The sequence below is a fragment of the Aliiroseovarius sp. S1339 genome (assembly GCF_023195695.1).
Classification (GTDB): domain Bacteria; phylum Pseudomonadota; class Alphaproteobacteria; order Rhodobacterales; family Rhodobacteraceae; genus Aliiroseovarius.
Map to the genome: position 1 here is coordinate 115,332 of NZ_JALPQG010000009.1, position 25,025 is coordinate 140,356.

Here is a 25,025-nt window from a genome sequence, read left to right on the forward strand (position 1 = left end):
CTTTCTCATGCCCACATTTTCGCCCTAAACATATGGTTAGAGGGTGGAGGAACCGCCCCATCAGAGGCAGGAAAATGAAAAAAATATTCGCTATGATGGCGGTCGGCCTTTGGCTTGCCAGTCCGCTGGTCGCATCCGACCCATCCCCCCTTCGCACCTTGATGACGGGGGATGACAGTCGTGGATGGGAAGGTGTGGGGCGCTTGAACATTGGTCCAGGCGGCTTGTGTACTGGCGCGATGATTGCCGACAATATTGTGCTGACCGCGGCCCATTGCATGTTTAACAAGGTAACCGGCGAACGTGTCCGGCCCGAGGATATCCAGTTTCTGGCCGGGTGGCGCAACGGACGGGCCTCGGCCTATCGTGGGGTGCGGCGCGCTGTTGTGCATCCCGATTTCGCGTTTGCCGATGACAATAGGGCCGCGCGCGTCGTCAACGATTTGGCTGTGCTAGAACTTGATCAGCCGATCCGCAAGAACTCGGTCAAGCCATTCGCGGTGCATTCGCGGCCGAGAAAAGGGGCCGAGGTGGGCGTCGTCTCGTATGCTCATGATCGTTCTGAAAGCCCCGCCTTGCAGGAAATGTGCAAAGTGCTGGCGCGCCAAAGCGGAACTTTGGTGATGAGTTGCTCGGTCGATTTCGGGTCTTCTGGCGCGCCGGTCTTCGTGGTGCAAGACGGCAAACCTGCCATCGTGTCCGTGATTTCGGCCAAGGCGAAGGTGCGCAATATTCCGGTGTCATTGGGCACCAATCTTGAGAAACCGCTGGCTGAGTTGATGCGGATGATGGCCGATGGCGATGGAGTGTTCACGCAGGCCCAAGCCGTGTCGCGCCCACCGGTTAGCACGTTTGGCTCGGGTGCTGCCGGGCCGGGAGGCGCGAAATTCCTGCGACCCTGACCAAAGCCGCACGCAGTTTGCCGCTGCTTTCCGCCCTTCTATTGCTGCTGTCGCCACCCGTTTTCGCCGAGGATACGACTGGCCTGCGCCGCCTGACGCAACGCGAAGACCTGTTTGGCTATGAGGCGGTCGGACGTCTGGATTTCGGGCAGAATGGCTATTGCACAGGCGTATTGATCGCGACCGATTTGGTTTTGACCGCCGCCCATTGCCTGCGGGGTGTCGCGAAAGCCGGTCATGTGCAGGGTCTTCAGTTTCGGGCCGGACTGCGTGATGGCAGGTCGGTGGCGACACGGTCGGCCAAGGTGGCGATCATGCATCCAGGCTATGACCCTGACAGGCGCATGACGGCTATGAACATTCGCAACGATGTCGGATTGGTGCAATTGGACGCGCCCATCCCCTCAAGCCTGGCCGCGCCATTTGTGGTGGATCGCCTGCCACCTGCGAAGCGCCGGGTCTCGGTCGTGAGTTACGCGCAAGGGCGTGATGCGGCGCTGTCACGGCAGGCGGTTTGCACGGTGCTGGGACGCCAATCTGGATTGCTGGCGTTCAACTGCGATGTGACCTTTGGATCATCCGGCGCGCCGGTGTTCGACGACAGCGCACGCCGCGTGCGTATCGTGTCACTGGTGTCTGCGGGAACACGCGGGCCAAGGGACAACATCTCTTACGGCTCAGAGCTTTTCCTGCGTGTGGCTGAGGTTAAGCGCGCTTTGCGGGCTGGCGAAGGGGTGATTGGCAGCTCCGACTTCAATTCGCGCCGCATCGGGGTTGGGCAGCCTAGTGACACGGGCGCAAGATTTCTGCGTCCCTGACCCCTTGAAGCGGCAAAAATCCTCCATAAATTTATGACACGGGTGCCGCATGGGCGGGCCCGGTAATCTGCCTGTCCCGACACGGGAAGGCGCAACAACTGTCGCTTCTAGGAGGACACTATGCGTAACTTTGACCTTTCGCCCCTATACCGTGCCACTGTCGGTTTTGATCAGATTGCCGACTTGATGGACCGTGTCTTGACCAATGACGTGAGCCGCGAAAGCTATCCGCCTTATAATATTGAAAAAATCGCGGATGACGGCTGGCGGATTTCCGTCGCTGTGGCTGGCTTCACCGAAGACGAATTGTCGGTGGAAGTTCGCGAAAATGCCTTGGTCATCTCGGCCAAGAAGGCGGATGAGGAAGAACGAACCTATCTGCACCGCGGCATCGCGACCCGTGCGTTTGAACGCCGCTTCCATCTGGCCGACCATGTGCGTGTGACCGGTGCGTCCCACGAACACGGAATGCTGCATATTGACCTTGTGCGCGAGGTGCCCGAGGCATTGAAGCCGCGCCGGATTGAGATTGCTAAATCCAACGACGTGGAACACAAGGTGATTGAGGCTTAATCAAAGCCCTGGCCTTGGATGATACGGGCGCGGAGGGTGACCTCCGCGCCATTTTTTCATGCCGGTTGGCGGCGTTCCTGTTCCAACAGGTAAAAACTGGCGGCCAGAATGATCGCTGTGCCAAGCCACATCGACCCAGTCGGCATGAAGCCGAAGACGACGAATCCCAGCAGCACGTTGAATACCAGCTTCAGGTGGTCGAACGGTTGCAGGAAGGCCGCATCGGCCAGCGAATAGGCGCGCACCAACACGTGCTGCGCCAAGGCGGTCAACAGACCTGCGCCGACCACCAACCAGATCGCGCCAGTCGGCAGGGTGAACCCTGAACCAAGCGCCAATGCGGCGTTGATCGGGCTAAGCAGGACGAGCAGATAGATCGTGACTGTCTCCGGCCCGTCGGCGCGGGTCAGAAATTTCGTGACGACAGAGCTTGCGGCCCACAAAGCCGCAGCGCCAACCGGTAGTAGCGCGACAAGCTCGAACCGGTCGGACCAGGGTTCAAGGATCACGGCACCACCGATGATACCCAGAACGACCGCGCCCCAGCGATGGATCGACACAGTTTCGCGCAAGACCAGCCCCGCGCCAAAGGTCACGAAGAACGGCGATAGCAGGATCAGCGCGATTGCCTGCCAGATCGGTACATGCGCCAAGCCCAGCGTCCAAAGCTGCACGCCCCCGGCGGCCAGTGCCACTCGCAGGATATGCAGCCAGACCTGCCCGGTTTTCATCGCCGCCATGCGGTGGCGAACCACCCACGGCAGGTAAAAGCCCAATGCGATCAGATATTGCCAGAAGGTGACCGAGGGCGCGGACGCCCCCATTTTCATCGTTGCCCCTTGCAGGGCAGTGTTCACGACGGCGAAACTCGCGCCTGCCAGAACCATAAGACCAGCGGCCCTTACAGGCGTGGTCAGTTGTAGTTGATGAGTCATTGCGCAGTGTCCTTTCTTCCTTACGCGTTGACCCAAGGCAGAAGGACAAGGCGCGCGGGCAAACCCGTCGCGCCTTTGACCATCCTCTTCCATCCGGACTTTAACCGTCGGCCCCGGAATTTCGCCGGGTCTGCTGACACCCCTTGTGAAAGGGGCCGCTCGTGGGCTGTGACCACCGGTGGGGAATTTCGCCCCGCCCTGAGAATGTCGCCACCCCTGCAGGGGCAGCGACACGGAAGATAGGAGCGGGAAGGGGCGCGGTCAAGCGCCGTTACTTCGACAGACTTTCCGCCAGACGCATCAGCGTGACAGCCTCGGCGCGGTAGCCGTAAGGGTCGTCGCCCTTGGCCCCATTGGCCAGTGCGATGGCATCGGAGTAAGTCCAGTCGCCAAGATATTTGTCCTCTCGCAGCAACTGGCCGAAGCCTGCGATGGCGGCGGCGAAGTGCTGTTCGGTGCCCGCATCGCCCGCATCGGACACGATCGGCGTCTCGATCAACGTGCTGACATCCTCGCCGGGGCGTTTGTAGCGCAGTTTGAGAAACCCAAGCTCGTCCGACCCATCCGCGTCAGGGCTTGGGGCATAGCGCAGCGCGTCTGTCAAAACGGCGTCCGAGCCCACCGGCGTCACCTCATAGATCGCCGTGACCTGATGACCCGCGCCAATCTCGCCTGCGTCCACCTTGTCATTGTTGAAGTCCTCGCGCGCCAAGGCGCGGGTTTCATAGCCGATCAAACGGTATTCCGCGACTTGGGTGGGGTTGAACTCGACTTGTATTTTTACGTCATCGGCAAGGGGGTAAAGCGCGCCGGATAGCTGATCGACCAGCACTTTTCGCGCTTCTCCAAGCGTATCGATATATGCGGCCTGCCCATTTCCGTTCTGCGCGAGTGCCTGCATGGTCACGTCATCCAGATTGCCGCGCCCGAAGCCGAGAATGGACAGATAGGTGCCGGTGTCGCGCTTGTCTGCGATGAAATCCTTCAGCGCGTCGGGGTCATGAATGCCCACGTTGAAATCACCGTCCGTGGCCAGCAGCACCCGGCCAACTTCGCCGTCAGCGGCCATGCGGTCCGCAACCTGATAGGCCAGTTCAATCCCCTGCGCACCGGCGGTCGATCCGCCAGCATCCAGCCGGTCCAACGCGCCCAGAATGGTGGCGCGATCCGCGGCTTTGGTGGGTTCCAGAACTTCGCCCGCGCTGCCTGCATAGGCGACAATCGCGACCTCATCTTCGGGTCGCAGCTCGGACAGCATCAGCCGCAGGCTTTGCTTCAGAAGCGGCAGCTTGTCTGGGTCAGACATCGACCCGGATGTGTCGATAAGGAACACAAGGTTCAGCGGCGGGCGGTTGGTGATCATCTCGCCCTGAATTCCGATTTGCACAAGCTGAGTGCCTGCGTTCCACGGGGTTTGCATCGTCGTAACGGTCGGGGCGAACGGATGCGGCCCTTCGGGCGCGGGGTATGCGTAGGGGAAATAGTTCACCATCTCCTCAATCCGCACCGCGTCTGGGTTGGGCAGATAGCCGGATTTCAAATCGCGCCGCACCACCGCATAGCTTGCCGTGTCCACGTCGATCGAGAAGGTCGAGACAGGGTCTTCGGAGGCGATCTTAAGGGGAGAAGGGGCAACGTTGGCGTATTCTTCGCCGCCTGCTTCCCGTGGCATGGGCAGGATGCCCGGCATTTCGTCATAGGTGATGTAACCGTCGCTGTCCGCAAAAGACGATCCGTCCGCCTCCATCAACGGTTCGGCAACAACGGAAGGGGCGGCCTGACCGGTTTGCGCACGCAACTCAGCCGTGGTGTCAGACCGAGTTCGCGCGGGCTGCTGTGCGACTTTTCCCAACGGTTCGGGTGCAGGCTGTGCGATTATTTCTTCGCGTTCAACCAGCGTGTCGTCGACTGTGGGTGTCGGGGTCATTGTTACCCCCGGCAATTCCACCTGATCGACATTCGGCACCACCACCAGCACGGCAAAGCCCACCGCCACCAGTGCGGTCGTCGCAGCCAATCCGCCGCGTGTGTTCAAAGCATTCAACATTGTAAGAACTCCTTTTCCAATCGCCCCGAATTTCGGAGCGTCAGAAGTAGGACGCGCGCCGTCACGCGATCCTTGGAGGTCATCGAAATTTTTCATCGCAAGCGCCAGATCGGCCTCTTTTTTAGAGGCGTCCGGTGCAGGTGGGGCCGCGTGCAGGGCGGCCTTCAGATCGTCAAGATCGTCGGTCATATCGCGTCCTCCTCAGCCCGCATCGCACGTAGGCGTTTCTTTACTTCAGACATTCGCCAGGCGATTGTCCCTTCAGACAGGCCCAAAACTTCGCCGGCTTGCGCCTGTGTCAGGTCTTCACCCAATACCAGCGCAACAGTGTCGCGCAATTCGTCGGGCAGGGCGGTCATGGCTTGGCTTAACCAATCCTGGGCCTCGGCTTCCTCACGGATCGCCTCGCGCCGGTTTACCTCCCAATCCCCCCACCCAACAGCAGCTTTCGCGTGGGTGGCGGTGCGACGGCGGCGGTCATGGGCGGCATTCACGGCAACGCGGTAGAGCCATGTTGTAAACCGCGCCTCCGCCCGGAAACCTTGCAGCTTGGCAGGCAGGGCGGCGCAGATATCTTGCGTCAGATCCTCGGCCTCCGCCCGGTTTCCCGTCATCCGAAACGTAAACGCGAACAGCCGGTCATAATGGCGTGACAGCAAGGCCGCGAAGGCGGCCCTGTCCCCTGTCGCCGCCGCCGCGGCCAGTTCCTCGTCCTGATCGGTCATCATCTTCACATAGAGTAAGACGCGGGCGAAACGTCAATCCTTGGCGTGAAGATGAAAAAAGGCGGTAGGTTGCCCCACCGCCTTCAATTCATTCGGTTTTCACGCGTTTACACCGACATGCAGATGTATTTCATCTCAAGGAAATCCTCGATCCCGTGGCGCGAGCCTTCGCGACCAAGGCCCGATTGCTTCACGCCGCCAAACGGTGCGGTCTCGGTCGAGATGATGCCGGTGTTCACGCCAACGATGCCGTATTCCAGCGCCTCGGCCACTTTGTAAACGCGGCTGAGGTTGTTGGCGTAGAAATAGGATGCCAGCCCGAAGATCGTGTCATTGGCTTGTGCGATCACGTCATCTTCGTCCTTGAACTTGAACAAGGGGGCCATAGGGCCGAAAGTTTCGTCCGTGGCGACCTCCATATCACGCGTGGCGTTCTTGATGATCGTGGGTTCGAAAAACAACCCGCCTTTTTCATGTTCCTTGCCGCCAAGGATCACTTCGCCGCCTTTCGATGTCGCGTCGGCCACGTGCTCGCGCACCTTGTCCACCGCCTCTTGCGAGATCAACGGGCCAAGGGCGATGCCTTCATTCAAGCCGTCACCGACCGGCAGGGCGGACACGGCCTTGGCGAAGCGTTTGGCGAAATCGTCATAGACGCCTTCCTGCACATAAATCCGGTTGGCGCAGACGCAGGTCTGGCCGTTGTTGCGGAATTTGCAGGCGATGGCGCCCTCGACAGCAGCATCCAGATCGGCGTCGTCAAACACGATGAAGGGTGCGTTGCCGCCCAGCTCCATCGAGCATTTCAGCACCTGATCGGCGGCCTGACGCAGCAGGATGCGGCCTACATTGGTGGACCCGGTGAAGGTCAGCTTGCGCACCAGCGGGTTCTCGCAGAACTCTTTGCCGATGTCCGAGCTGCGCGAGCTTGGCACGATGTTGAAGACACCCGCTGGGATGCCCGCGCGGTCAGCCAGAACGGCCAAAGCCGTTGCGGACAATGGCGTTTCTGCCGCCGGACGACCCACGAAACCACAGCCAGCGGCCACCGCCGGGCCGCATTTTCGGGTGATCATCGCGTTGGGGAAGTTCCACGGCGTGATCGAGGCAACAACGCCGATCGGCTGACGGATCACCATCAGACGTTTGTCAGGTTGGTGGCCGGGGATGGTTTCGCCATAGATGCGCTTGGCCTCTTCGCCAAACCATTCGATGAAGCTGGCACCATAGGCGATTTCACCCGTGGCTTCGGCCAGCGGTTTGCCCATCTCGGCGGTCAGGATGGTAGCAAGGTCGCCTTGGTTTTCCATCATCAGGTTGAACCATTTGCGCATGATGTTGGCGCGGTCCTTCGCGGTGCGCTTGGCCCATTCGCGGCCTGCCTTGTCGGCGCAGTCGATCGCGCGCGCGACTTCTGCGCGGGACAGATCGGCCACTTTGGCAATCACATCGCCGCGTGCGGGGTTCTTCACGTCGAAGGTCGCGCCGTCATCCGCGTCGATCCATTCGCCGTTCACATAGGCGCGGGTTTCGACCAGTGACGGGTCCTTCAGAAGCTTTTTAAGCTCGGTTGCGTTGGCGGCCATTTTACTCTCCCATAGCTCATGTGTCTTTCGGGGCTGACCCGAAGCAATCACAGGACATCTGTCATGAATTTCGACATAGCCTATGCCAACGCGGATTTCATCCCGAATGGGAAGGATTTTCCGACCAAATGGCAGAAAATGGCGGCTGACTTTCGGCGCACGCACAAGAATCTTCGGCTGGACGTGGCATATGGCGAAGAAGATGCGAAACGGTTCGATCTGGTTTTGCCGGAGACACCGCCCAAGGGGCTGGCCGCATTCGTTCACGGCGGCTATTGGATGGCGTTCGGTCGCCGCGACTGGACGCATTTGGCTGCGGGTGCGGTGGCGCGGGGGTATGCGGTGGCGCTTCCGTCTTATCCGCTGGCCCCTGAGGCGCGGATTGGCGAGATCACAAAGGCCGTCGCGTCGGCCATCGATGCCGCTGCTTCAGTGGTTGCAGGCCCAATCTATCTGTTAGGCCATTCCGCGGGCGGGCACCTAGTGGCGCGGATGAATTGCCTTGATGTGGACTTGGCGTGTCGCGACCGGATCGCGCGGATCATGCCGATCTCTCCGCTGAGTGATCTTCACCCGCTGATGCAGACCACGATGAACGAAACGCTTCACATTGACGAGGCGGAAGCGCAGGCGGAAAGCTCGGCCCTGAACGACGGTCGCGCCGGCATCCCGACCACGGTCTGGGTGGGGGCAGACGAACGCCCCGCCTTTCTGGATCAGGCCCGCGATTTGGCGTTGGCGTGGCCCGAGGCCGATCTGGTCATTGCCCCCGACCGGCACCATTTCGACGTGATCGAACCGCTCAGCGACCCGGACAGCGACATGAACGCCGCGCTTTTGTGTTAAGCTCTAGCGGCCGAAATCTTCCAGCGCGCGGTGGTCGATGGTTTCAAGCACGGGGATCATCACGTCGGTGTCTGTGCCCTCGGCCTGGATCAGAATGCGCCCGTCGACGATGCCCGACAGCTCTCCGTCTTGGTTGAGGTATTTCATCCGCCCAACCCGTTCGAGCTTCACGCCCATCAGCCCGGCATTCGCCAGCATCCCTGACAGCGCGGTCACCATCGGGTTGTTTGCCATAATGGTGATCGAGAACTCCTCGGACCCATCCGAATAGGTCGCCTCGGCCCCGGCGCCACCGCCCAGCATGGCAAGGCCCGCGTTCATCTCGGTCGACACTTCGCGGGTCCAGCCGTCGGGTGCCTCGGGCAGGAACTTGGCAAGGTCTGCGGTTTTCATCGCCTGAAGCAATTGCTTTGCGTATTCAAGTTCTTCCAGCGTGTAGGTGATGTCGCCTTCTTCATAGGCTTTCAGGGCGCTTTGCAGCGTGTCGGTCACCTCGTCGGCAAGGGCGAGATTTGGGGCCAGCAATGTGGCCAGAGCAACGGCTTTGAACAAACGTTTCATAAGGTCCTCCTCAAGAAAATTTCTCGGTCCATGTGGGCAATGTGTCGTGTTTGGCGGGCGTTGCCGCGTAAACACCGCGGGCGATGGCACGGGCCAGACATGTGGCGGCGGCATGGCCCAGGCGCAGCGCATCAAAGCCTGCGTCGGGCAGGGCGCGTGCACCGGTGGCAGCGGCAAAGATCAGGTCTCCGTCAAAGGGCGTGTGGCTGGGATGGATCGCGCGCGCCATTCCGTCATGGGCGGCTGTGGCCAGCCGGGTGGCCTGCGCTTGAGTCAGGTCCGCATCGGTTGCGATGATTGCGATGGTGGTGTTTTCGCCCATGCGCGCCTCGGGGTGAGGTTCAATGGTTGGGTCATGCGTGCCCATACCGCGTGCGCCGAATTCACCGTTCATCTCCCAGAGGGCCGCCCAGAAGGCAGGGCCGTCGCTCATTGTTACTGCACCCAAAGCATTCACGGCCACCAAAGCGCCCACGGTGATACCGCAGTCCAAGACCAGTGAGGCCGAGCCAAGCCCGCCTTTTAGCCCGTCAACCGTCGCCCCGGTGCCTGCACCAGTCGTGCCAAGCGCGAAGTCCGTGCTGGCAGCCTCCAGCGCCGCGCGCCCCAAAGCCTTGTAGGGGTTCTCCGCCCAGCCCTTATCGCCGCCGTTCAGAAGATCAAACAGGATTGCGCCCGGCACGATTGGCACCCGCTGGTCGCCCACCTGAAACCCGCGCCCCTGCGCGCGCAGCCCGTCCGCCACACCCGACGCTGCATCAAGCCCGAAGGCCGAACCGCCTGACAGAACCAGCGCATCGACCTGTTGCACCAGCTTGTCGGGCGCCAGCAGGGCGGTTTCCCGCGTGCCCGGCGCACCGCCCATGATATGAACGCCTGCCGTAAAGGGCGCATCGCCCACCAGCACAGTCACGCCGGTTTTGATCACCTCGTCCTCGGCATTGCCGACCAGCAGGCCAGCGACATCAGTGATCAGGTTTCGGGGGCCGGGTTTCATCAGATGCACCGCCCGCCATCGACTTCCATCGCCACACCCGTGACCATCGACGCCTCATTCGAGCATAGGAAGCACGCCGCGTTGCCCATGTCCTCGGGGGTCGAGAACCGGCCCAGCGGGATGGTGGACAGGAATTTCGCGCGCATCTCTGGCGTGTCCTCGCCCATGAAGCTGGACAAAAGAGGTGTTTCGCCCGCCACCGGACAGATCGCGTTGACGCGGATGCCATGCCGGGCCAGTTCGACCGCCATTGCCTTGGTCGCGGTGATCATCCAGCCTTTCGAGGCGTTATACCAATTCAGGTTCGGGCGTGGGCTGAGGCCAGCGGTCGAGGCGACATTCAAGATCGCGCCGGTGCCCGCCGCCTTCATCGACGGCACGAAATAACGGGCCATCAGGTAAACCGATTTGGCGTTGACGGCGAAGACGCGGTCGAACTCACCCTCGTCAACCTCCTCCATCGGTTTGGGCAAATGGGTGATGCCCGCATTGTTCACGATAATGTCCACACGACCCCAAAGCTCATGCGCCGCGCGGGCCATCTGGGCCACGCTGTCACCGCTGGAGACATCGACGTGATGGGCGACACCTTCCACCTCGGCAGCCACCGTGCGGGCCAGATCGTCGTTCAGGTCGGCGACCATCACGCGCGCACCCTCGGCTGCGAATTTGCCAACAATACCAGCGCCGAAGCCCGACGCCCCGCCGGTCACAATGGCCGTTTTCCCCTGAAGTCGCATCCGATCCCCCTTGGTTGATGGGTCAAGCTTGCGCCGATTTGGACGGCGGTGCAAGTCAACCGCGCGGGGTCAGCCAATGCACCTGATCCAGCCCGGCGAACCGCGCGAACCGCATCAGTTCTGCATCCAGTTTGCTGTGCCGGGCGAGCGTCCAGCGCACGCCCGCTTCCGGCCAAAAACCGACGACCGTCAAATGCCCGGTCTTGCGGTCTGCTTTCAGCTCGATCCGCCCGACGAAGCGGTCGCCTTCCAGCAGAGGATAGACGTAATACCCCCAGCGCCGCTTGGGCTTGGGGACGAACATTTCGTTGCGGTAATCGAAGCCGAACAGACGCTCCAACCGGGCGCGGTCGCGGATGGCCGGGTCAAACGGGTTCAGGATGCGCAGCCGCGTGGTGGGCGCGGGCAGGGTGGCGAGCCGCGTTTCGATGTCAGGATGGGCAAGTGCAGTGACGTTGCCGCGATCAGCGGTTTCAATTTCGACCGGCACCAGTTCGGCTGCGTCACACCAGCTTTTCGCCTCACGCGCGCTCATCGCGTCCCAGAACCGACCCACCTCGCCGCTCGTGCCGAAGCTCAGCCGGTCCATCGCGGCAGAGCATAACCAGTCGACGGCGTGGGCATCCTCGGCGGGCTCATGCGTGGGGAAAACCCGCGTGCCCAGATCATAGAACTTCACGAAATTCTTGCGGTGGCAGGTGGCCAGCTCTCCCGAATACCACATCTGATCCAGTGCTTTCTTGTGCGGCGGGCGCGCCCACATCTCTCGCTTATCGACCTTGGTGTCGAAGGCGTGGGTGGACAATGCGCCCTCGGCTTCAATACGCTTGCGTATGTCGGCAATCTGCGCCTTGGCCAGCCCTGACTGATACCATTCATACCGCCCGACCTGCGCGCCCAGCCTGTCAAACTGCCGCCGCCAGAAGGGCAGAACACGCCTGTCGATCAGGCTGGCGTCATGGGTGAAATGCTCGAACACGTCGCGCTTGGCCAGCCGGTCCCAGATCATCCCTTCGCGCACGTTTTGATTGCGGCTCCAGAGGATATGGTTATGCGCGCGGGTCACGTTGCGGATCGTGTCGATCTGCACAAACCCCAACCGCCAGATGATTACGTCAAGGTCCAGCGCGCCGGTGGGCGTGTCCGACAACGCGTTGGTCCACAGCCATAAATGGCGGGCCTGTCGGTTGGGGATTTTCAGCGTCGCACCCATGTGTTACCCGTGCTTCGCGGCGATGGTTTTGAGTTGCGAGAAGCCATAAAGTGCCTCGAAGCCCTTTTCGCGCCCGTGGCCGGATTTACCGACCCCGCCGAAGGGCAGTTCAACCCCGCCACCCGCGCCATAATTGTTGATGAATACCTGCCCCGCCCGCAGACGTTTGGCCAACCGCATCTGGCGTGCACCGTCGGCGGTCCAGATGCTGGCGACCAGACCGAAATCGGTCGAGTTCGCGATCTGGACGGCTTCTTCCTCGGTGTCGAACGGGATGATGACCTGCACCGGGCCGAACACCTCGTCACGTGCTAGCGGGTGGTCTGGCGGCACATCGGCAAAGAGGGTCGGGGCCACGTAATGCCCGCCTTCGGGCACGTTTGTGATCAGCCCGCGCCCGGCCACGCGCAGGTCGCGGCCTTTCGCAAGAAAGGCTTCGACGATCTCTTTCTGGCGGGCCGAGATCAGGGGGCCGACATTCAGATCGGCAGTCGCAGGCCCGACTTTCAAGGCGTCATAGGCCGCACCCATCCGCGCCACCACGTCATCATAGACGGCGCGCTGCACCAGCACCCGTGAACTGGCCGAGCAGGTCTGGCCCGCGTTCTGGATGCAGGCGCCCACCAGAAAGGGCAGGGCGGCGTCCAGATCGGCATCGTCGAACACGAGTTGAGGCGACTTGCCTCCAAGCTCCAGCGTCACCGGCACCACGTTTTGCGCCGCGGAGGCTTGCACCAAACCGCCCACGGGCACTGAGCCGGTGAAGCTGATATGCTGAACACCGGGATGGGCGGACAGGGCCGCGCCTGCTTCCTCGCCCAGCCCCGTGACGACGTTCAGCGCACCTTTCGGCAACCCAGCCTCTTCGGCCAGTCGCGCAAAGGCAAGCGCGGTCAGGCAGGCTTCTTCTGCTGGTTTCAACACGCAGGCATTGCCCATCGCAAGTGAAGCCCCGACGGACCGTCCGATGATCTGCATCGGGTAATTCCACGGCACGATGTGGCCTGTCACGCCATGTGGTTTGCGTAGCGTGTAGACGGTGTAACCTTCCAGATAGGGAATGGTTTCGCCCATCACCTTGTCGGCCGCGCCGCCGTAGAATTCCAAGTATCGCGCCAGAGCCACGGCGTCGTTCTTCGCTTGGGTCAGGGGCTTGCCCACATCGCGCGCCTCAAGCGCGGTCAGATCTTCCACCCGCGTTTCAACCAACTGCCCGATGCGGGTCAAAATGCGCCCGCGCTCGGTGGCGGTCATGTGACCCCAGTCGCTGTCCAACGCGGTCTGTGCGGCGGCTACTGCAGCGTCGATATCGGCCGCCGCCCCGCGCGCAATCTGCGTGAAAACCTCGCCGGTCGAGGGGTCTTCGACGGGCAGTGTGCGCTCGGTCTTGCGCCACGAACCGCCAATCAGGATCTCGGTCGGATCGAACCAAAGTTCTTTCATCTTAAGCCTCCTTCCACGCGGGCGGGATGACCGGCGCGGCGTTGATCAGGGTTTGGGTATAGATGTGTTGCGGCGCGGCGAAGACGGCCTCGGTCGCGCCGTCCTCGACGATCTTGCCTGCCTTCATCACCAGCACCCGGTCAGTGATCGAGCGTACGACGCTAAGGTCATGGCTGATGAACAGATAGCCCATCCCGTGACGCGTCTGAAGGTCTGCCAGCAGATCGAGGATACCGGCACGGATCGAGACATCGAGCGCCGACACGGCTTCATCCAGAATGATCAGTTCTGGGCGCAGGATCAGGGCACGGGCGATGGCGATGCGTTGGCGTTGGCCGCCGGAAAACTCGTGCGGATAGCGGGTCATGGTGTCTGCGTCCAGGCCCACCTCGGCCAGCGCATCGCGCACGCGGTCGCGCCAGTCGAGGGGGCGGCTTCCCAGCAGGTGAAAGGGCTCGGCGACCAGCCGTTCGACGGTCCAGCGGGGGTTGAAGCTGCCATAGGGATCTTGAAACACCACTTGCAGCCCGGCGCGGCGGGCGTGCGGCATGTCGGGCGCGATGGGCGTGCCATTCAGAAGGATCTCTCCGCCTTGCAACGGTTCCAGACCCAGAATGGCGCGGCTGAGTGTGGATTTTCCGCAGCCACTTTCGCCAACCAGCCCAAGGCTCTCACCCTTGTTCAATGTGAAGCTGACTTCGTCTACGGCGCGAAATTGCGGGGTCGGGCCAAACAGGTGCGTGCGGGGCAAGGGGTAGTCACGCACCGCGCTGCGCACCTCAAGCAGCGGGGTGTCTTGCGGGATGGCCTGACCGTCGGGCACGTGACCAGAGGCATCCAGCAGCTGCCGCGTATACGGGTGCGACATGGTTCGAAACAGCGTCTCGGTTTCAGCCTGTTCAACGATCTCGCCTTTGCGCATGACGGCGACGTGGTCGGCCATTCCAGCCACCACGGCCAGGTCGTGGGTTATCAGCAGAAGCCCCATGCCGTCTTCGGCGACCAGTTCCTTCAGCAGATCCAGTATCTGCGCTTGCGTGGTCACGTCCAGCGCTGTGGTGGGTTCGTCCGCGATCAGAAGGTTTGGATGCAGCGCAATGGCCATAGCGATGCAAACCCTTTGGCGCTGCCCGCCCGACAGCTCATGCGGATAGCGATCCAGCGGGAAACGATCTTGCGGCAGGCCGACGCGGGCCAGTTTTTCGGCAGCGATGCGGTTGGCGTCGCTCCTGTTGGCGCGGCCATGGATCAACAGCGTCTCGGCCACCTGATTGCCGATGGTCTTGACCGGGTTCAGCGCCGTCATCGGCTCTTGAAAGATCATCGAGATGCGACGCCCGCGTATGTCGCACATCGCGTCTTCGTCCAGCGTCGTAAGGTCAGTACCGTCCAGCCATATCTGCCCGGATGTGGTCATGCCGCGCGGCAACAGCCCCATCAGGGCCAGCGCGGTCATCGACTTGCCCGACCCGCTTTCGCCCACCAGCCCGACCACCTGACCGGGCGCAATCGTCAGGTCCACATCGCGCAGAATCGGAACGCCGTGAATGGACAGGGCAAGGTCTTCGATGCGGATCATGCGCGTGCCCTTCTGATCCGAGGATCAAGCAGGTCACGTAGACCGTCGCCCATAAGGTTCAAGGCCAGCACCATTACCACGATGGCCAGCCCAGGAGCGATGGCCAGGCGTGGGTGGGAATAGATCATGGTCTGCGCATCCGCCAGCATCCGGCCCCAGCTTGCGGTCGGGGGCTGCGCGCCAAGGCCCACATAGCTCAGCCCCGCTTCGGCCAGAATGCCCAGTGAAAACTGGATGGTGCCCTGCACGATCAGCAGGTTCGCGATGTTGGGCAGGATGTGTTCGACACTGATCCGCACCTTGCCCTTGCCCGCCACCCGTGCGGCCATGATGAATTCCTGTGTCCAGATCGTCAGCGCGCCACCTCGGGCGACACGGGCAAACACGGGGATGTTGAAAATGCCGATCGCGATGATTGCGTTGGTGGCCGAGGGGCCGAAGGTCGCCGTGATCAGGATGGCGATGACAAGCGACGGGAACGCGAAGATCAGGTCATTGCCGCGCATGATAAGCTCGTCCGACCAGCCGCCCCGGTGGGCGGCGGCCAGAAGGCCAAGCGGCACGCCAGCCCCCATGCCGATGCCGACGGCTAAGACGGCGACGGCGATGGAAATGCGCCCGCCCTCCATCAGCATCGACAGAAGGTCACGCCCGAAATGGTCTGTGCCCAAAAGGTAATCTGCCGATGGCGGTTGCAGTTTTGCACTGATATTCAGTGTGGTTACATCATGTGGCGTCCAAAGGAAGGACAGCAGGGCGGCGGCCAGAAGGGCGACACTTAGCAGCGCGCCGATCCAAAGTTGAGCGGGCAGGCGGGTCATGCGCGTCGCCTTAGTCGTGGATCGACCAGCGCATAGGCGATGTCGACCAAGAAGGTCACTAGGATCACCGCAAAGACCAGCAGCATCACGACGCTTTCCACCACCACAAGGTCACGCTGGGTGATGGCCTGAAAGATCAACCGCCCCAGGCCGGGCAGGAAAAAGACGTTCTCGATAATGATAGCGCCCGCCAGCAGAAAGCTGAATTGCAGCCCGATGATGGTCAGCACCGGGATCAGCGCATTGCGCAGGCCGTGGCGTCTTGTGGCTTGCCCGGCTGTCAGGCCCTTGGCTCGTGCGGTGCGCATATAGTCCTGATGCAGCACATCCAGAAGGGACGAGCGCATAACCCGCGCAAGGATCGACGCTTGCGGCAGGGCCAGCGCAACAGCGGGCAAGGTCAATGCTTTCAGCGCAGGTCCGACCCCATTCTCCCAGCCTGGAAATCCACCGGCCGAGAACCAGCGCAGTTGCACCGCGAAGACCATCACAAGAAGCATCGCGAACCAGAAATTCGGCACCGCGATGCCCAGTTGCGTCGCGCCCATGATCGCATAGTCAGACGGATCACCCCTGCGGGTCGCCGCGAACATTCCAATGGGGATCGCAATAAGCGTCGATAGGCACAGGGCATACAGCGCTAGGGGTAACGAGACCTGAAGACGCTCTAACACCAGCTCTGCCACCGGCACACGGTAGGTGTATGAGATGCCGAAATCGCCAGTGATCAGCCCACCGATCCAACCCAGATAACGTGCGGGCAGGGATCCATCCAGCCCCAGTTCATTGCGCAGGGCGGCAACCGTTCCAGGCTGAGCGTTCAGGCCCAGCATGAACGATGCCGGGTCGCCGGGTATCACCTCGATCATGGCGAAGATCACCAGCGAGGCGACAACGAGGCTGAGGCCAAGCGACAAGGCGCGGGTCAGGATGAAACGCAACATGGTCGCGAGGTTAGACGGGGGGTGGCGCGTCGGAAAGGGGTAATCGGCGCAGTGTGCCCGCTAGATTTTCACCTCGACGTCCGGCAGGTTCAGCGCTTTCATCAGCTCGCGCAATTCCTGACGGGCCGCTACGTTCGAGATGTTCATCTGTCCGACCACCCCGATATCGCGCAGATCCAACAGGGTCAGGCCACGCGGAAACAGTTCGCGGAAAATGACACGCTCGTTGAAGCCGGGGGCCACGCGAAAGCCGATGCGTTTAGACAGGTCTTCGACCGCATCGCCCATTTTCTTCTTGTTGTGCATCATCTGCGCGCCCAAACGGTTGCGCACAACGACCCAGTCGATGGGTTTCAGGCCTGCCTTGGCGCGCAACTGCCGCGCGTTCCACACCATTTCGGAATAGACCGAGGGGCCCCGGACCTTGTTGGTTTCCGGGTCGATATGGGCCAGCAGATCGAAATCAACGAAGCTGTCATTGAGCGGTGTAATCAGCGTGTCGGCCAGCGAATGGGCAACTTGACTCAGCCGAGTGTGCGAACCGGGGCAATCAATAATGATGAAATCCCTGTCGGCCTCTAACGCTGCCACGGCCATCGACAAACGCCGATCATACGGGTTTTCGCCGGGCCTTAGACCGGCTGGATCAACCTCGGGCAGTTCATGGTATTCGGGGGTCGCAAGTTCGACACCCGCGCGTGCCATGGTCGCTTTGCGATTTTCGATAAAGCGCCCGATTGTCTTCTGACGCAGGTCAAGGTCCAACACCCCAACCTTATGCCCCAGCCGCGCCAAAGCGGTTGCCACATGCATGGACACGGTGGATTTACCTGCCCCGCCCTTTTCGTTTCCGACCACTATAATATGCGCCACGCCTGTATCCCCGACTGTTGACAGCTTTTTATATGCGGGGACTATAGATACGAAGGGTGCTGGGGGGAAGATGTTGCGGGCACTGAAATCAAGGTTGAGTCTTCAATGCCATAGGTCACTATCGGGCTGTCGATGGGCTGATCGACTAGTCGCTATCGGTCCGCCGCCTGCTTGACAGCTTCTTATCAGGTTTAGAAACGAAAAACGCCGCCCCAGTGGGACGGCGCTTTCTCGTCTCGAAAAAGGCGGGGCTTAGAAGCCGAAGCCTTCGTATTTCGATTTGAACTTCGACACGCGGCCGCCGGTGTCCAGAAGGCGCGAGCTGCCGCCGTTCCATGCCGGGTGCACGGTGGGGTCGATGTCCAGCGACAGCGTGTCGCCTTCTTTGCCCCAGGTCGATTTCATCTGAAAGATCGTGCCGTCGGTCATTTTGACGTCGATCATGTGGTATTCGGGATGAAGATCCTTTTTCATGGTGACGCTCCTCAGGCTTTCTTGGGTTTATATGTGCTGTCTTCGGCGATACGTGCCGATTTACCGCGACGCGAACGCAGGTAATACAGTTTTGCACGACGCACGCGGCCACGGCGGACCACTTCAATGCTGTCGATGTTGGTCGAGTGCAGGGGGAACACACGTTCCACGCCTTCGCCGAAAGAAATCTTGCGAACGGTGAACGACCCGGCAATGCCCACACCGTTTTTACGGCTGATGCACACGCCTTCATAGTTCTGCACACGGGTGCGCGAACCTTCGGTCACCTTAAAGCCGACACGGATAGTGTCACCGGCTTTGAAATCGGGAATGTTATTTCCCAGGGCGGCAACTTGTTCCGCCTCAAGCTCTGCGATCAGGTTCATCTGACCATCTCCTATTTTTGCTTGCGGTTGGTCCGCAAAGTTTGCTGCCGTCCAAGAGCTCCTTGTCTTCATCGGGTCCGCATGTCGCGCCCGCAGGAGGTCGTCCGTCGTTTCTTTGTCAGCTTTTCGCGTGGGTCGATGGGTGCAGAAGAACGGACCTGCCCACAAGAAAAACGTCCGTGCGACTCGGATGAGTGCCAGACGGGCGGTGTATAGGGCCAATGTCGTTGTAGAGCAAGGGGTTTGGTCGGATCGAAGTGCCGCCCTGAAAAGTTGGAAGCTGCGCCTGAAATAGCGCAGCTTCCTGTGTTTCGGCGTTCGTGAGTGGTGTCAATCAGACAAGGAGGAGGGGGGCCGAAAATTCGTTGCGTGCAGTGCGAAAAGTCGGAATGCAGCGCTTGAGGTTGATCGATGGGCGCAGGGTGGCCGCAGCGCGTTTCTTTTGTTCAAGGGCATTCAACGCCTTGATGCGGTTTTGCTTTGCTGTGATCAATAGTTCCATGTCGTTCACCTTTTTTGCCGTGTTGCGGTCGTTCAGAGTTCACAAACTATTTTTTATCGAAAAGAGACAAAGCAAGATGGACGCGTTAGGGCTGCGAGATCTCACGTAATGGGTGTTTCGTTTAATCCTTGATCAACCCTTGCACGTCGCAGAATTGCCACAAATTCACCTTTCTGGGTTCCCCATAAATGGTGAGCCCAGAAGGGTATAAGTCACGATATTTTAAAAATTTTAGAAACAGTTTTGGGCTGAATTTCGGACAGTTACACTATTCGAAACAAAGCCACAAAATGGCCTCATTTCCGACTGCTCGATTTTGTCAGTCAGATCCGTCCTCAGGGCGTTTTTTCTGGACCGATTCCCACAAGTCGGGTCGGCGTAGCTGAGTGATCCGTTCACTCATCTCGCGCCGCCAGGTCGCCACTTTGCCGTGATGGCCGGATGTCAGCACCTCGGGTATCTTGCGTCCGCGCCAGATGGCGGGGCGGGTGTATTGCGGATGTTCCAGCAATCCGGCTGAAAAACTTTCCTCTTCGGTTGACGCCTCGTTGCCCAACACGCCGGGCAGCAGACGCACGGTGGCGTCCAGCATGGCTTGGGCGGCAATCTCGCCGCCGGTCAGGACGAAATCGCCAAGGCTGACCTCTTCAATCTCGTATTCTTCCAGAACCCGTTCATCGACGCCCTCAAAGCGGCCACACAGAACGGTCATACCGTCGCCTTCCGCAAATCGATGCGCCATGGCCTGCGTCAGCGGCTTGCCGCGCGGCGACATATAGATGATCGGCCATTTCGCCCGGTCTTTCGGCGCGCCAGATTGCGCGGCGTCGATGGCGCGCGACACAACATCGGCGCGCAAGACCATACCGGCCCCCCCTCCGGCCGGGGTGTCATCGACGTTGCGATGCTTCCCTTCGCCAAAGGGGCGCAGGTCAACGGGCTCTAACGCCCACAACCCGTCTTTCAACGCTCGTCCGGTCAGGCTTTCGCCCAGAACACCGGGAAAGGCCGCGGGAAACAGGGTAATGATCTTAGCAGTCCAAACCCCGGCATAGCGCGGTGTATCGGTCATGAGAGCGCGCGGTTTCAGCGACGCCGAAACCGTGAATTTGCCATGGGATTTCATCGCGGGGGCCTTGGGAGCTTGCTTTGGGGTCGCCTTGGGATCAGATTTGTCGTTCATGTTCCCCCCTTATCCGGTTTCGTCTCAGCTGGAAAGTCAGCGGCGCGAAGAGGGTGGGTTTAGCAACTGGTCTTTGCGGGCCTTGCGCTCGGGCTTGGACAGGCGCGTGCGGTTCAGGTCCAGAAACGCTTGGCGCAACTCACCCGATTGCCCTTGGTTGGCGTGCGGGGCCGCGATCAGGTCGCCGCGCGCGTCGCCCGGCACGTTTGCAAGGTCCATGATCGCGGTGGCGGTCCCGTGTGGATCATCGGCGTAGTCTTCCAGCGCAGCCGTTACGACAGCTGTGGGCGACAGCGCGCCGACCATACGCTGTGCTTGTTCCTTTGGGCCGATCAGGGCGGGAAAGCGGGCGGTGAATGCAGCAAGGTCATCAGTCAGGTTGATCGAGCGCAGAAGGTGCCCGTGCACCGACTTGATCCAGTCTTCACGGTTGCGGGTGGTATAGAAAAACGTGATCTTAACATCGCGCCCGAAACGGCGGCGCAGCTCAGCGATGATGACGCGGGCCAGTTTTATTGCGGCCTGATGGTACGAGGTGATCATCCTGCCGCCCAGCTTTCGGTGGCCCGGCATCCCACCCGAAAAGCTTTCGCGCGACAATACGATTACATCGTAATCAGGGATGCTTGCCAAAAACCGCCGGAAAGCTGTGCGAAACCTGTGCAAGCGATGGGGAAACGGACGTTGGGCATACAGCCGCGCCGCCGCCCCCGCGTTCAGAAAATCCCGTTGTCCGTAATAGTCGAAATAGGGCGACAGGGCGAGGCGGTTCTGGCGAAAAAAATTCTGCATGCTGGTCGTGCCGGTTTTGTGAAATCCAGCATGGACAATGACATGCGTCATTCGGGAAAGACGCCTTCTGGCGGGTCCGCGATGATGCGGCCTGCGGCCAGGTCGACGGTCGGCACGGCGTCAAGCGTGAAAGGCAGAAGCGCGTTGTCTTTTAGGCCCGGGCCTTGCACTTCAAGCACGTCGCCCGCCCCGTGATTGTGCACAGCTGACACGCGCCCCAAAACACGACCACCCGTGTCGAGCACCTCAAGACCGATCAGATCGGCATGGTAATATTCATCATCGGGCAGGTTGGGCAGCGCTTCGCGATCGGCAAACAAACGCACGCCGCGCAAAGCGTCGCCGTCTTCTTTGGTTGTCACGCCCTCTATGGTGACGGCGAACCCGTTCTTGATCGCGCGATCAAGAGTCAGGCTAAATTGTCGGCTGCCATCTTCGGACCAGAGCGGCCCATAGTCACCAATCGCTTCCGGATCGGCGCAGAAACTCTTAATGCGCAACTCACCCTTGACGCCAAAAGCGCCTGCGATCGCGCCCACGCAAATACGATCGTCGCTCATTTCCCACCTACGCAAATACCCCGATCCACAGCGCCGCCACGATCAACGCAGCGGTCTGTCATCGAGTTTCGTTCAAAAAGCAGGCCAGCCAGAAAGCCAGCGCCGACGATCAGGATCAACCGAAAGGGACGAAAAAGCAAACCCATGAAGCACCTTTCCTATCTAACCCTCAGCGCGGCAATACGGGCCGCCTTGCTGTTCACGTGTACCGCCTGCGAAGGCTTCGATAACACGACCGACGGGGCCAGCAAAAACGCGTCGAGGCACTCTTGCAAGAGCGCCTCGTCCACACGATCCGTGCGAAAGCGGCGTATGTCGCGCCGCCAACCCATCAGATCGTCCAGATCCGACTGAAACACCTTGCAAAAAGATGCGCCTGTCAGATCCGCTCTTGCCCGGAACTTATTCCTCGGCGGTTGCTTCTTCGGCGGGTGCTTCGGCAGGGGCCTCTGCAGGGGCAGCAGCGGCTTCGGCAGCGGCAGCAGCTTTGTCAGCTTTTTCCTGCAAGCGATCTTTGGCTTTCTTGCCCGGCTCACCTTTTTTCAGGTTAGCACGGTCTTTCTTGGCCAGAACGCCGGCAGCTTCCAGGAAACGCGACACGCGGTCCGTCGGCTGTGCACCTTGGTCCAGCCAGTACTGAACGCGTTCCATGTCCAGTTTCACACGCTCTTCCGAATCTTTGGGCAGTTGCGGGTTGTAGGTGCCCAGCTTTTCGATGAAGCGGCCATCGCGCGGCATGCGCGAGTCGGTTGCAACAACGCGGTAGAAGGGACGTTTTTTCGAGCCACCACGGGCAAGACGAATTTTCATAGCCATGAGAGTTTTCCTTTTTTCTAGCTATTTGAGCGGGGCAGGGCCCCAATCATTCTTGGTGTTTCTTGTGATGCCTGATGACTTCGTCGATGACGAAGTTCAGGAATTTCTTGGCGAATTCGGGGTCCAGATTGGCGCGGCGCGCCAGGTCTTCCAGACGTTCGATCTGTTGGGCTTCGCGGGTCGGGTCCGACGGGGGCAGGTCGTGTTCGGCTTTAAGCTTGCCCACCGCTTGCGTGTGTTTGAACCGCTCGCCCAGCGTGTAGACAAGGATCGCGTCCAGCCGGTCGATCGACTGACGATGGTCATTCAAAAGCTCTGCGGCGCGGGTTGCTGCGTCGGTCATGCGTAGGCCTCCGGGGTTCCGTCCGTGTCGGGCGCGGGGTGGCGCCACACGTGATAGGGCCTGTCTATACCCGTCTCAGCGTCGTCGTCGAAGCGTGGCGCGGTTGGGTCGATCACGCAGCCAAGGCGTTGTGCCAGCGCGGCCGAGCGGACGTTCGCTTCGTCGACATAGCTGACGGCAGTGGTCCAGCCCAATGCGCTATAGGCCCAGTCGCGCGCGATCGACGCAGCCTCGTAGGCAAAGCCCTTGCCTTCAGCTTCGGTGGTCCAGACGGACCACGAAATTTCGTGCTCCGGCCAACCCTCAGGATACCAAGGCCCAACCGAGCAGACGGGCGCGCCGCTGGTCTTTTCGACACCAACAAAGATACCGAAGCCGCGCAGGGTCCAGTGGCCGACCATGTGGCCAAAGGCACGCCACGCGGTGCGGCGCGTGTAGGGCCCGCCAATAAACTGCGCACGATCAGACCCAAGGAAGGCGGCGATGGCCTCCCAGTCGCCCATTTCAGGCTGGCGCAGCAGAAGGTGCGGGGTTTCGATCGTGACACTCATGCGGGGCTTACTTCTTCTTCCCAAAGCCGGACAGGCCGGGGGGCAATCCGCCGCCGCCCAGACCGGGCAGACCACCCTTGGCGCCCAGTTGCTTGGCGGCTGCTTCCAGCGCTTTGGGGTCCATCGACGACGGGTCCATTCCGCCCATGTCCGGCATCCCGCCGCCCTTGCCGAACATGCCGGACATGGCTTGTTTCAGCATCTTGCCTTTGCCCATCTTGCCCATCTTCTTCATCATGTCGCCCATCTGGCGCTGCATTTTCAGAAGCTTGTTCAGCTCGGACACTTCCATGCCCGCCCCTTTGGCGATGCGCTTCTTGCGGCTGGCTTGCAGAATCTGAGGGTTGGCGCGTTCGCGTTTGGTCATCGACTGGATCAGCGCGATCTGCTGTTTCAGAACCTTGTCGTCCATGCCGGCGTCTTCGGCTTGTTTGGCCATCTTTTTCATGCCCGGCATCATTCCCATGATCCCTTGCATGCCGCCCATCTTGATCATTTGCTCCAGCTGCATTTTCAGGTCGTTCATGTTGAACTGACCCTTCTGGAAGCGTTTCATCATACGCTCGGCCTGTTCGGCCTCGATGGTTTCTTGGGCTTTTTCGACCAGCGAAACAATGTCGCCCATGCCAAGGATACGGCCTGCGATCCGCTCCGGCTCGAACGTCTCAAGGGCGTCCATCTTTTCGCCAAGGCCGACATACTTGATCGGCTTGCCGGTGACGGCGCGCATCGATAGGGCAGCGCCGCCGCGTCCGTCGCCATCCATCCGGGTCAGAACGACGCCAGAAATGCCGACCTTGTCGTCGAATTCCTGCGCAACTTCGACGGCGACCTGACCGGTCAGGCCATCGACCACCAGAAGCGTTTCGCGCGGGGTGACGACTTTCGAGACCTGCTCGACCTCGTCCATCAGGACTTCGTCGATATGCAAACGACCGGCGGTGTCGAGCATATAGACGTCATAGCCGCCCATCGTCGCCTGCTGCTTGGCGCGTTTGGCGATGTCGACGGGTTTCTGGCCGGGCACGATCGGCAATGTGTCGACACCAACCTGCGTGCCGAGAATGGCCAATTGGTCCATAGCGGCGGGTCGATACACGTCAAGCGACGCCATCAGCACGCGCTTGCCGTCTTTTTCTTTCAAACGCTTGGCCAGCTTGGCGGTCGTCGTCGTTTTACCACCACCTTGCAGACCGACCATCAGGATCGGGGCAGGGGGGCTGTCGATTTTCAAAGCGCCCGGTTCACCTTCGCCGGTCAGAACCTCGACCAGCGCATCGTGGACGATTTTCACGACCTGCTGGCCGGGGGTCACCGACTTGGTGACGGCCTGGCCGGTGGCCTGTTCTTGCACTTTCTTGACGAAGTCGCGCGCGACGGGCAGCGAAACGTCGGCCTCAAGCAAGGCCACACGGACCTCACGAAGCGCAGTTTTCACGTCATCCTCGGACAGCGCACCCTGTTTCGTCAGGCGGTCAAAGACACCGGATAGGCGGTCTGACAGGCTCTCGAACATATCTCGGCTCCTTTGCCGTTTCATTTGCCCCTTAGATAAGGGGCGGGCTGCGCAAATCCAAATCTCAAACCAGTGACGCCCCTGTGGGCGCAACGCGCTGACAGGGGGCGATCCCGGCATAAGCCATGGGACCGGAAGCATAACGACTCCCGGAGTTGGGGCGGAAATAGACCGCTTGGCCCAAGCTGTCAAGGAAAGCAGCGCAACTGGCGGCGGCCCGGCGCCAATTGACCTGTATCATGGTTGGGCGCGGCGGTGTGCCGTATCCAGAAAGGGAATGAACAACTCAAACACAGGAG

General features: G+C 60.7%; 29 protein-coding genes and 1 riboswitch. Of the genes, 4 read left to right on the forward strand and 25 right to left on the reverse strand.

Features of this window, described 5'->3' with window-relative positions; genetic code table 11:
- The first annotated feature begins 74 nt into the window (after window positions 1–74).
- The 3 genes from MUY35_RS14210 (at window position 75) to MUY35_RS14220 (ending at window position 2,293) form a co-directional block, all read left to right on the forward strand.
- On the forward strand, window positions 75–902 hold the full coding sequence (locus MUY35_RS14210; RefSeq protein ID WP_248369735.1) for a trypsin-like serine protease: 828 nt from the start codon (window positions 75–77) through the stop codon (window positions 900–902).
- Window positions 903–919: 17 nt separating this feature from the next.
- Window positions 920–1,720: a trypsin-like peptidase domain-containing protein gene (locus MUY35_RS14215; RefSeq protein WP_248369738.1), complete on the forward strand. Its 801-nt coding sequence runs from the start codon at window positions 920–922 to the stop codon at window positions 1,718–1,720.
- A 120-nt stretch (window positions 1,721–1,840) separates the two neighbouring features.
- On the forward strand, window positions 1,841–2,293 hold the full coding sequence (locus MUY35_RS14220; RefSeq protein ID WP_248369740.1) for an Hsp20 family protein: 453 nt from the start codon (window positions 1,841–1,843) through the stop codon (window positions 2,291–2,293).
- A gap of 56 nt (window positions 2,294–2,349) precedes the next feature.
- Here MUY35_RS14220 and MUY35_RS14225 read toward each other — a convergent pair whose 3' ends face one another.
- The 4 genes from MUY35_RS14225 to MUY35_RS14240 form a co-directional block, all read right to left on the reverse strand.
- Window positions 2,350–3,228 (reverse strand): DMT family transporter, encoded by an 879-nt coding sequence (locus MUY35_RS14225; RefSeq protein ID WP_248369742.1) that lies wholly within the window; start codon window positions 3,226–3,228, stop codon window positions 2,350–2,352.
- A 77-nt stretch (window positions 3,229–3,305) separates the two neighbouring features.
- Window positions 3,306–3,438, reverse strand: a riboswitch (FMN riboswitch).
- 61 nt (window positions 3,439–3,499) lie between these two features.
- Window positions 3,500–5,464 carry a VWA domain-containing protein gene (locus MUY35_RS14230; RefSeq protein ID WP_248369744.1) on the reverse strand — a complete coding sequence of 655 codons (1,965 nt, stop codon included), beginning with the start codon at window positions 5,462–5,464 and terminating at the stop codon, window positions 3,500–3,502.
- Window positions 5,461–6,000, reverse strand: coding sequence for an RNA polymerase sigma factor (locus tag MUY35_RS14235; protein WP_248369746.1), 540 nt, complete (start codon window positions 5,998–6,000; stop codon window positions 5,461–5,463). Before MUY35_RS14235 ends, MUY35_RS14230 begins: the two co-directional genes overlap by 4 nt.
- A gap of 107 nt (window positions 6,001–6,107) precedes the next feature.
- On the reverse strand, window positions 6,108–7,586 hold the full coding sequence (locus MUY35_RS14240) for an NAD-dependent succinate-semialdehyde dehydrogenase (protein WP_248369748.1): 1,479 nt from the start codon (window positions 7,584–7,586) through the stop codon (window positions 6,108–6,110).
- Between the two features lie 63 nt (window positions 7,587–7,649).
- Between MUY35_RS14240 and MUY35_RS14245 the strand changes: the two genes are divergently transcribed.
- A complete protein-coding gene (locus MUY35_RS14245; RefSeq protein ID WP_248369750.1) occupies window positions 7,650–8,432 on the forward strand; it encodes an alpha/beta hydrolase in 783 nt (260 codons plus the stop codon).
- A 3-nt stretch (window positions 8,433–8,435) separates the two neighbouring features.
- Here MUY35_RS14245 and MUY35_RS14250 read toward each other — a convergent pair whose 3' ends face one another.
- The 21 genes from MUY35_RS14250 to ffh all read right to left on the reverse strand — a co-directional run bounded on the left by MUY35_RS14250 (window position 8,436) and on the right by ffh (window position 24,726).
- Window positions 8,436–8,993 carry a hypothetical protein gene (locus tag MUY35_RS14250; protein WP_248369752.1) on the reverse strand — a complete coding sequence of 186 codons (558 nt, stop codon included), beginning with the start codon at window positions 8,991–8,993 and terminating at the stop codon, window positions 8,436–8,438.
- Window positions 8,994–9,003: 10 nt separating this feature from the next.
- Window positions 9,004–9,990, reverse strand: a complete 987-nt coding sequence (locus MUY35_RS14255) for a P1 family peptidase (RefSeq protein WP_248369754.1) — start codon at window positions 9,988–9,990, stop codon at window positions 9,004–9,006.
- Window positions 9,990–10,730, reverse strand: coding sequence for an SDR family oxidoreductase (locus tag MUY35_RS14260; protein ID WP_248369756.1), 741 nt, complete (start codon window positions 10,728–10,730; stop codon window positions 9,990–9,992). Before MUY35_RS14260 ends, MUY35_RS14255 begins: the two co-directional genes overlap by 1 nt.
- 55 nt (window positions 10,731–10,785) lie before the next feature.
- Entirely contained in the window at window positions 10,786–11,943 is a 1,158-nt protein-coding gene (locus MUY35_RS14265; protein WP_248369758.1) for a crosslink repair DNA glycosylase YcaQ family protein, read from the reverse strand.
- Between the two features lie 3 nt (window positions 11,944–11,946).
- Complete coding sequence (locus tag MUY35_RS14270; RefSeq protein WP_248369760.1) at window positions 11,947–13,386, reverse strand: aldehyde dehydrogenase family protein; 1,440 nt, start codon at window positions 13,384–13,386, stop codon at window positions 11,947–11,949.
- Window position 13,387: 1 nt separating this feature from the next.
- On the reverse strand, window positions 13,388–14,965 hold the full coding sequence (locus MUY35_RS14275; RefSeq protein ID WP_248369762.1) for a dipeptide ABC transporter ATP-binding protein: 1,578 nt from the start codon (window positions 14,963–14,965) through the stop codon (window positions 13,388–13,390).
- A complete protein-coding gene (locus tag MUY35_RS14280; protein WP_248369763.1) occupies window positions 14,962–15,786 on the reverse strand; it encodes an ABC transporter permease in 825 nt (274 codons plus the stop codon). Before MUY35_RS14280 ends, MUY35_RS14275 begins: the two co-directional genes overlap by 4 nt.
- On the reverse strand, window positions 15,783–16,730 hold the full coding sequence (locus tag MUY35_RS14285; RefSeq protein WP_248369765.1) for an ABC transporter permease: 948 nt from the start codon (window positions 16,728–16,730) through the stop codon (window positions 15,783–15,785). The genes MUY35_RS14280 and MUY35_RS14285 overlap by 4 nt, the downstream gene beginning before the upstream one ends.
- 60 nt (window positions 16,731–16,790) lie before the next feature.
- Complete coding sequence (locus MUY35_RS14290) at window positions 16,791–17,603, reverse strand: division plane positioning ATPase MipZ (RefSeq protein WP_248369767.1); 813 nt, start codon at window positions 17,601–17,603, stop codon at window positions 16,791–16,793.
- Window positions 17,604–17,855: 252 nt separating this feature from the next.
- Entirely contained in the window at window positions 17,856–18,077 is a 222-nt protein-coding gene (gene rpmE, locus MUY35_RS14295) for a 50S ribosomal protein L31 (protein WP_248369769.1), read from the reverse strand.
- An 11-nt stretch (window positions 18,078–18,088) separates the two neighbouring features.
- Window positions 18,089–18,463 carry a 50S ribosomal protein L19 gene (rplS, locus tag MUY35_RS14300; protein ID WP_248369771.1) on the reverse strand — a complete coding sequence of 125 codons (375 nt, stop codon included), beginning with the start codon at window positions 18,461–18,463 and terminating at the stop codon, window positions 18,089–18,091.
- A 334-nt stretch (window positions 18,464–18,797) separates the two neighbouring features.
- The gene (locus tag MUY35_RS14305) at window positions 18,798–18,965 is read right to left on the reverse strand and encodes a hypothetical protein (RefSeq protein ID WP_248369773.1); all 168 of its coding nucleotides are present in this window, start codon (window positions 18,963–18,965) and stop codon (window positions 18,798–18,800) included.
- Window positions 18,966–19,284: 319 nt separating this feature from the next.
- Window positions 19,285–20,148, reverse strand: coding sequence for a tRNA (guanosine(37)-N1)-methyltransferase TrmD (gene trmD, locus MUY35_RS14310; protein WP_248369775.1), 864 nt, complete (start codon window positions 20,146–20,148; stop codon window positions 19,285–19,287).
- 36 nt (window positions 20,149–20,184) lie between these two features.
- A complete protein-coding gene (locus MUY35_RS14315) occupies window positions 20,185–20,991 on the reverse strand; it encodes a hypothetical protein (RefSeq protein ID WP_248369776.1) in 807 nt (268 codons plus the stop codon).
- On the reverse strand, window positions 20,988–21,500 hold the full coding sequence (gene rimM / locus MUY35_RS14320; RefSeq protein ID WP_248369778.1) for a ribosome maturation factor RimM: 513 nt from the start codon (window positions 21,498–21,500) through the stop codon (window positions 20,988–20,990). The genes MUY35_RS14315 and rimM overlap by 4 nt, the downstream gene beginning before the upstream one ends.
- Complete coding sequence (locus MUY35_RS14325; protein ID WP_248369781.1) at window positions 21,497–21,646, reverse strand: hypothetical protein; 150 nt, start codon at window positions 21,644–21,646, stop codon at window positions 21,497–21,499. Before MUY35_RS14325 ends, rimM begins: the two co-directional genes overlap by 4 nt.
- A 12-nt stretch (window positions 21,647–21,658) precedes the next feature.
- Window positions 21,659–21,832 (reverse strand): nitroreductase family protein, encoded by a 174-nt coding sequence (locus MUY35_RS14330; RefSeq protein ID WP_248369783.1) that lies wholly within the window; start codon window positions 21,830–21,832, stop codon window positions 21,659–21,661.
- Window positions 21,833–21,902: 70 nt separating this feature from the next.
- On the reverse strand, window positions 21,903–22,316 hold the full coding sequence (gene rpsP / locus MUY35_RS14335; RefSeq protein ID WP_248369785.1) for a 30S ribosomal protein S16: 414 nt from the start codon (window positions 22,314–22,316) through the stop codon (window positions 21,903–21,905).
- A 46-nt stretch (window positions 22,317–22,362) separates the two neighbouring features.
- Entirely contained in the window at window positions 22,363–22,659 is a 297-nt protein-coding gene (locus tag MUY35_RS14340; protein ID WP_248369787.1) for a chorismate mutase, read from the reverse strand.
- A complete protein-coding gene (locus MUY35_RS14345; protein ID WP_248369789.1) occupies window positions 22,656–23,210 on the reverse strand; it encodes a GNAT family N-acetyltransferase in 555 nt (184 codons plus the stop codon). The genes MUY35_RS14340 and MUY35_RS14345 overlap by 4 nt, the downstream gene beginning before the upstream one ends.
- Window positions 23,211–23,217: 7 nt before the next feature.
- Window positions 23,218–24,726, reverse strand: coding sequence for a signal recognition particle protein (ffh, locus tag MUY35_RS14350; protein ID WP_248369791.1), 1,509 nt, complete (start codon window positions 24,724–24,726; stop codon window positions 23,218–23,220).
- Between the last annotated feature and the right edge of the window lie 299 nt (window positions 24,727–25,025).

Coding starts and splice junctions, on each gene's coding strand:
- MUY35_RS14270 (WP_248369760.1), bottom strand. CDS start 13,386: ATGAAAGAACTTTGGTTCGATCCGACCGAGATCCTGATTGGCGGTTCG.
- MUY35_RS14245 (WP_248369750.1), top strand. CDS start 7,650: ATGAATTTCGACATAGCCTATGCCAACGCGGATTTCATCCCGAATGGG.
- MUY35_RS14345 (WP_248369789.1), bottom strand. CDS start 23,210: ATGAGTGTCACGATCGAAACCCCGCACCTTCTGCTGCGCCAGCCTGAA.
- MUY35_RS14265 (WP_248369758.1), bottom strand. CDS start 11,943: ATGGGTGCGACGCTGAAAATCCCCAACCGACAGGCCCGCCATTTATGG.
- MUY35_RS14225 (WP_248369742.1), bottom strand. CDS start 3,228: ATGACTCATCAACTACAACTGACCACGCCTGTAAGGGCCGCTGGTCTT.
- MUY35_RS14220 (WP_248369740.1), top strand. CDS start 1,841: ATGCGTAACTTTGACCTTTCGCCCCTATACCGTGCCACTGTCGGTTTT.
- rpmE (WP_248369769.1), bottom strand. CDS start 18,077: ATGAAAAAGGATCTTCATCCCGAATACCACATGATCGACGTCAAAATG.
- MUY35_RS14325 (WP_248369781.1), bottom strand. CDS start 21,646: ATGGGTTTGCTTTTTCGTCCCTTTCGGTTGATCCTGATCGTCGGCGCT.
- MUY35_RS14260 (WP_248369756.1), bottom strand. CDS start 10,730: ATGCGACTTCAGGGGAAAACGGCCATTGTGACCGGCGGGGCGTCGGGC.
- MUY35_RS14340 (WP_248369787.1), bottom strand. CDS start 22,659: ATGACCGACGCAGCAACCCGCGCCGCAGAGCTTTTGAATGACCATCGT.
- MUY35_RS14305 (WP_248369773.1), bottom strand. CDS start 18,965: ATGGAACTATTGATCACAGCAAAGCAAAACCGCATCAAGGCGTTGAAT.
- MUY35_RS14210 (WP_248369735.1), top strand. CDS start 75: ATGAAAAAAATATTCGCTATGATGGCGGTCGGCCTTTGGCTTGCCAGT.
- MUY35_RS14240 (WP_248369748.1), bottom strand. CDS start 7,586: ATGGCCGCCAACGCAACCGAGCTTAAAAAGCTTCTGAAGGACCCGTCA.
- trmD (WP_248369775.1), bottom strand. CDS start 20,148: ATGAACGACAAATCTGATCCCAAGGCGACCCCAAAGCAAGCTCCCAAG.
- MUY35_RS14250 (WP_248369752.1), bottom strand. CDS start 8,993: ATGAAACGTTTGTTCAAAGCCGTTGCTCTGGCCACATTGCTGGCCCCA.
- MUY35_RS14285 (WP_248369765.1), bottom strand. CDS start 16,730: ATGTTGCGTTTCATCCTGACCCGCGCCTTGTCGCTTGGCCTCAGCCTC.
- rimM (WP_248369778.1), bottom strand. CDS start 21,500: ATGAGCGACGATCGTATTTGCGTGGGCGCGATCGCAGGCGCTTTTGGC.
- MUY35_RS14315 (WP_248369776.1), bottom strand. CDS start 20,991: ATGACGCATGTCATTGTCCATGCTGGATTTCACAAAACCGGCACGACC.
- rplS (WP_248369771.1), bottom strand. CDS start 18,463: ATGAACCTGATCGCAGAGCTTGAGGCGGAACAAGTTGCCGCCCTGGGA.
- MUY35_RS14255 (WP_248369754.1), bottom strand. CDS start 9,990: ATGAAACCCGGCCCCCGAAACCTGATCACTGATGTCGCTGGCCTGCTG.
- rpsP (WP_248369785.1), bottom strand. CDS start 22,316: ATGGCTATGAAAATTCGTCTTGCCCGTGGTGGCTCGAAAAAACGTCCC.
- MUY35_RS14330 (WP_248369783.1), bottom strand. CDS start 21,832: ATGGGTTGGCGGCGCGACATACGCCGCTTTCGCACGGATCGTGTGGAC.
- MUY35_RS14275 (WP_248369762.1), bottom strand. CDS start 14,965: ATGATCCGCATCGAAGACCTTGCCCTGTCCATTCACGGCGTTCCGATT.
- MUY35_RS14230 (WP_248369744.1), bottom strand. CDS start 5,464: ATGACCGACGATCTTGACGATCTGAAGGCCGCCCTGCACGCGGCCCCA.
- ffh (WP_248369791.1), bottom strand. CDS start 24,726: ATGTTCGAGAGCCTGTCAGACCGCCTATCCGGTGTCTTTGACCGCCTG.
- MUY35_RS14280 (WP_248369763.1), bottom strand. CDS start 15,786: ATGACCCGCCTGCCCGCTCAACTTTGGATCGGCGCGCTGCTAAGTGTC.
- MUY35_RS14235 (WP_248369746.1), bottom strand. CDS start 6,000: ATGACCGATCAGGACGAGGAACTGGCCGCGGCGGCGGCGACAGGGGAC.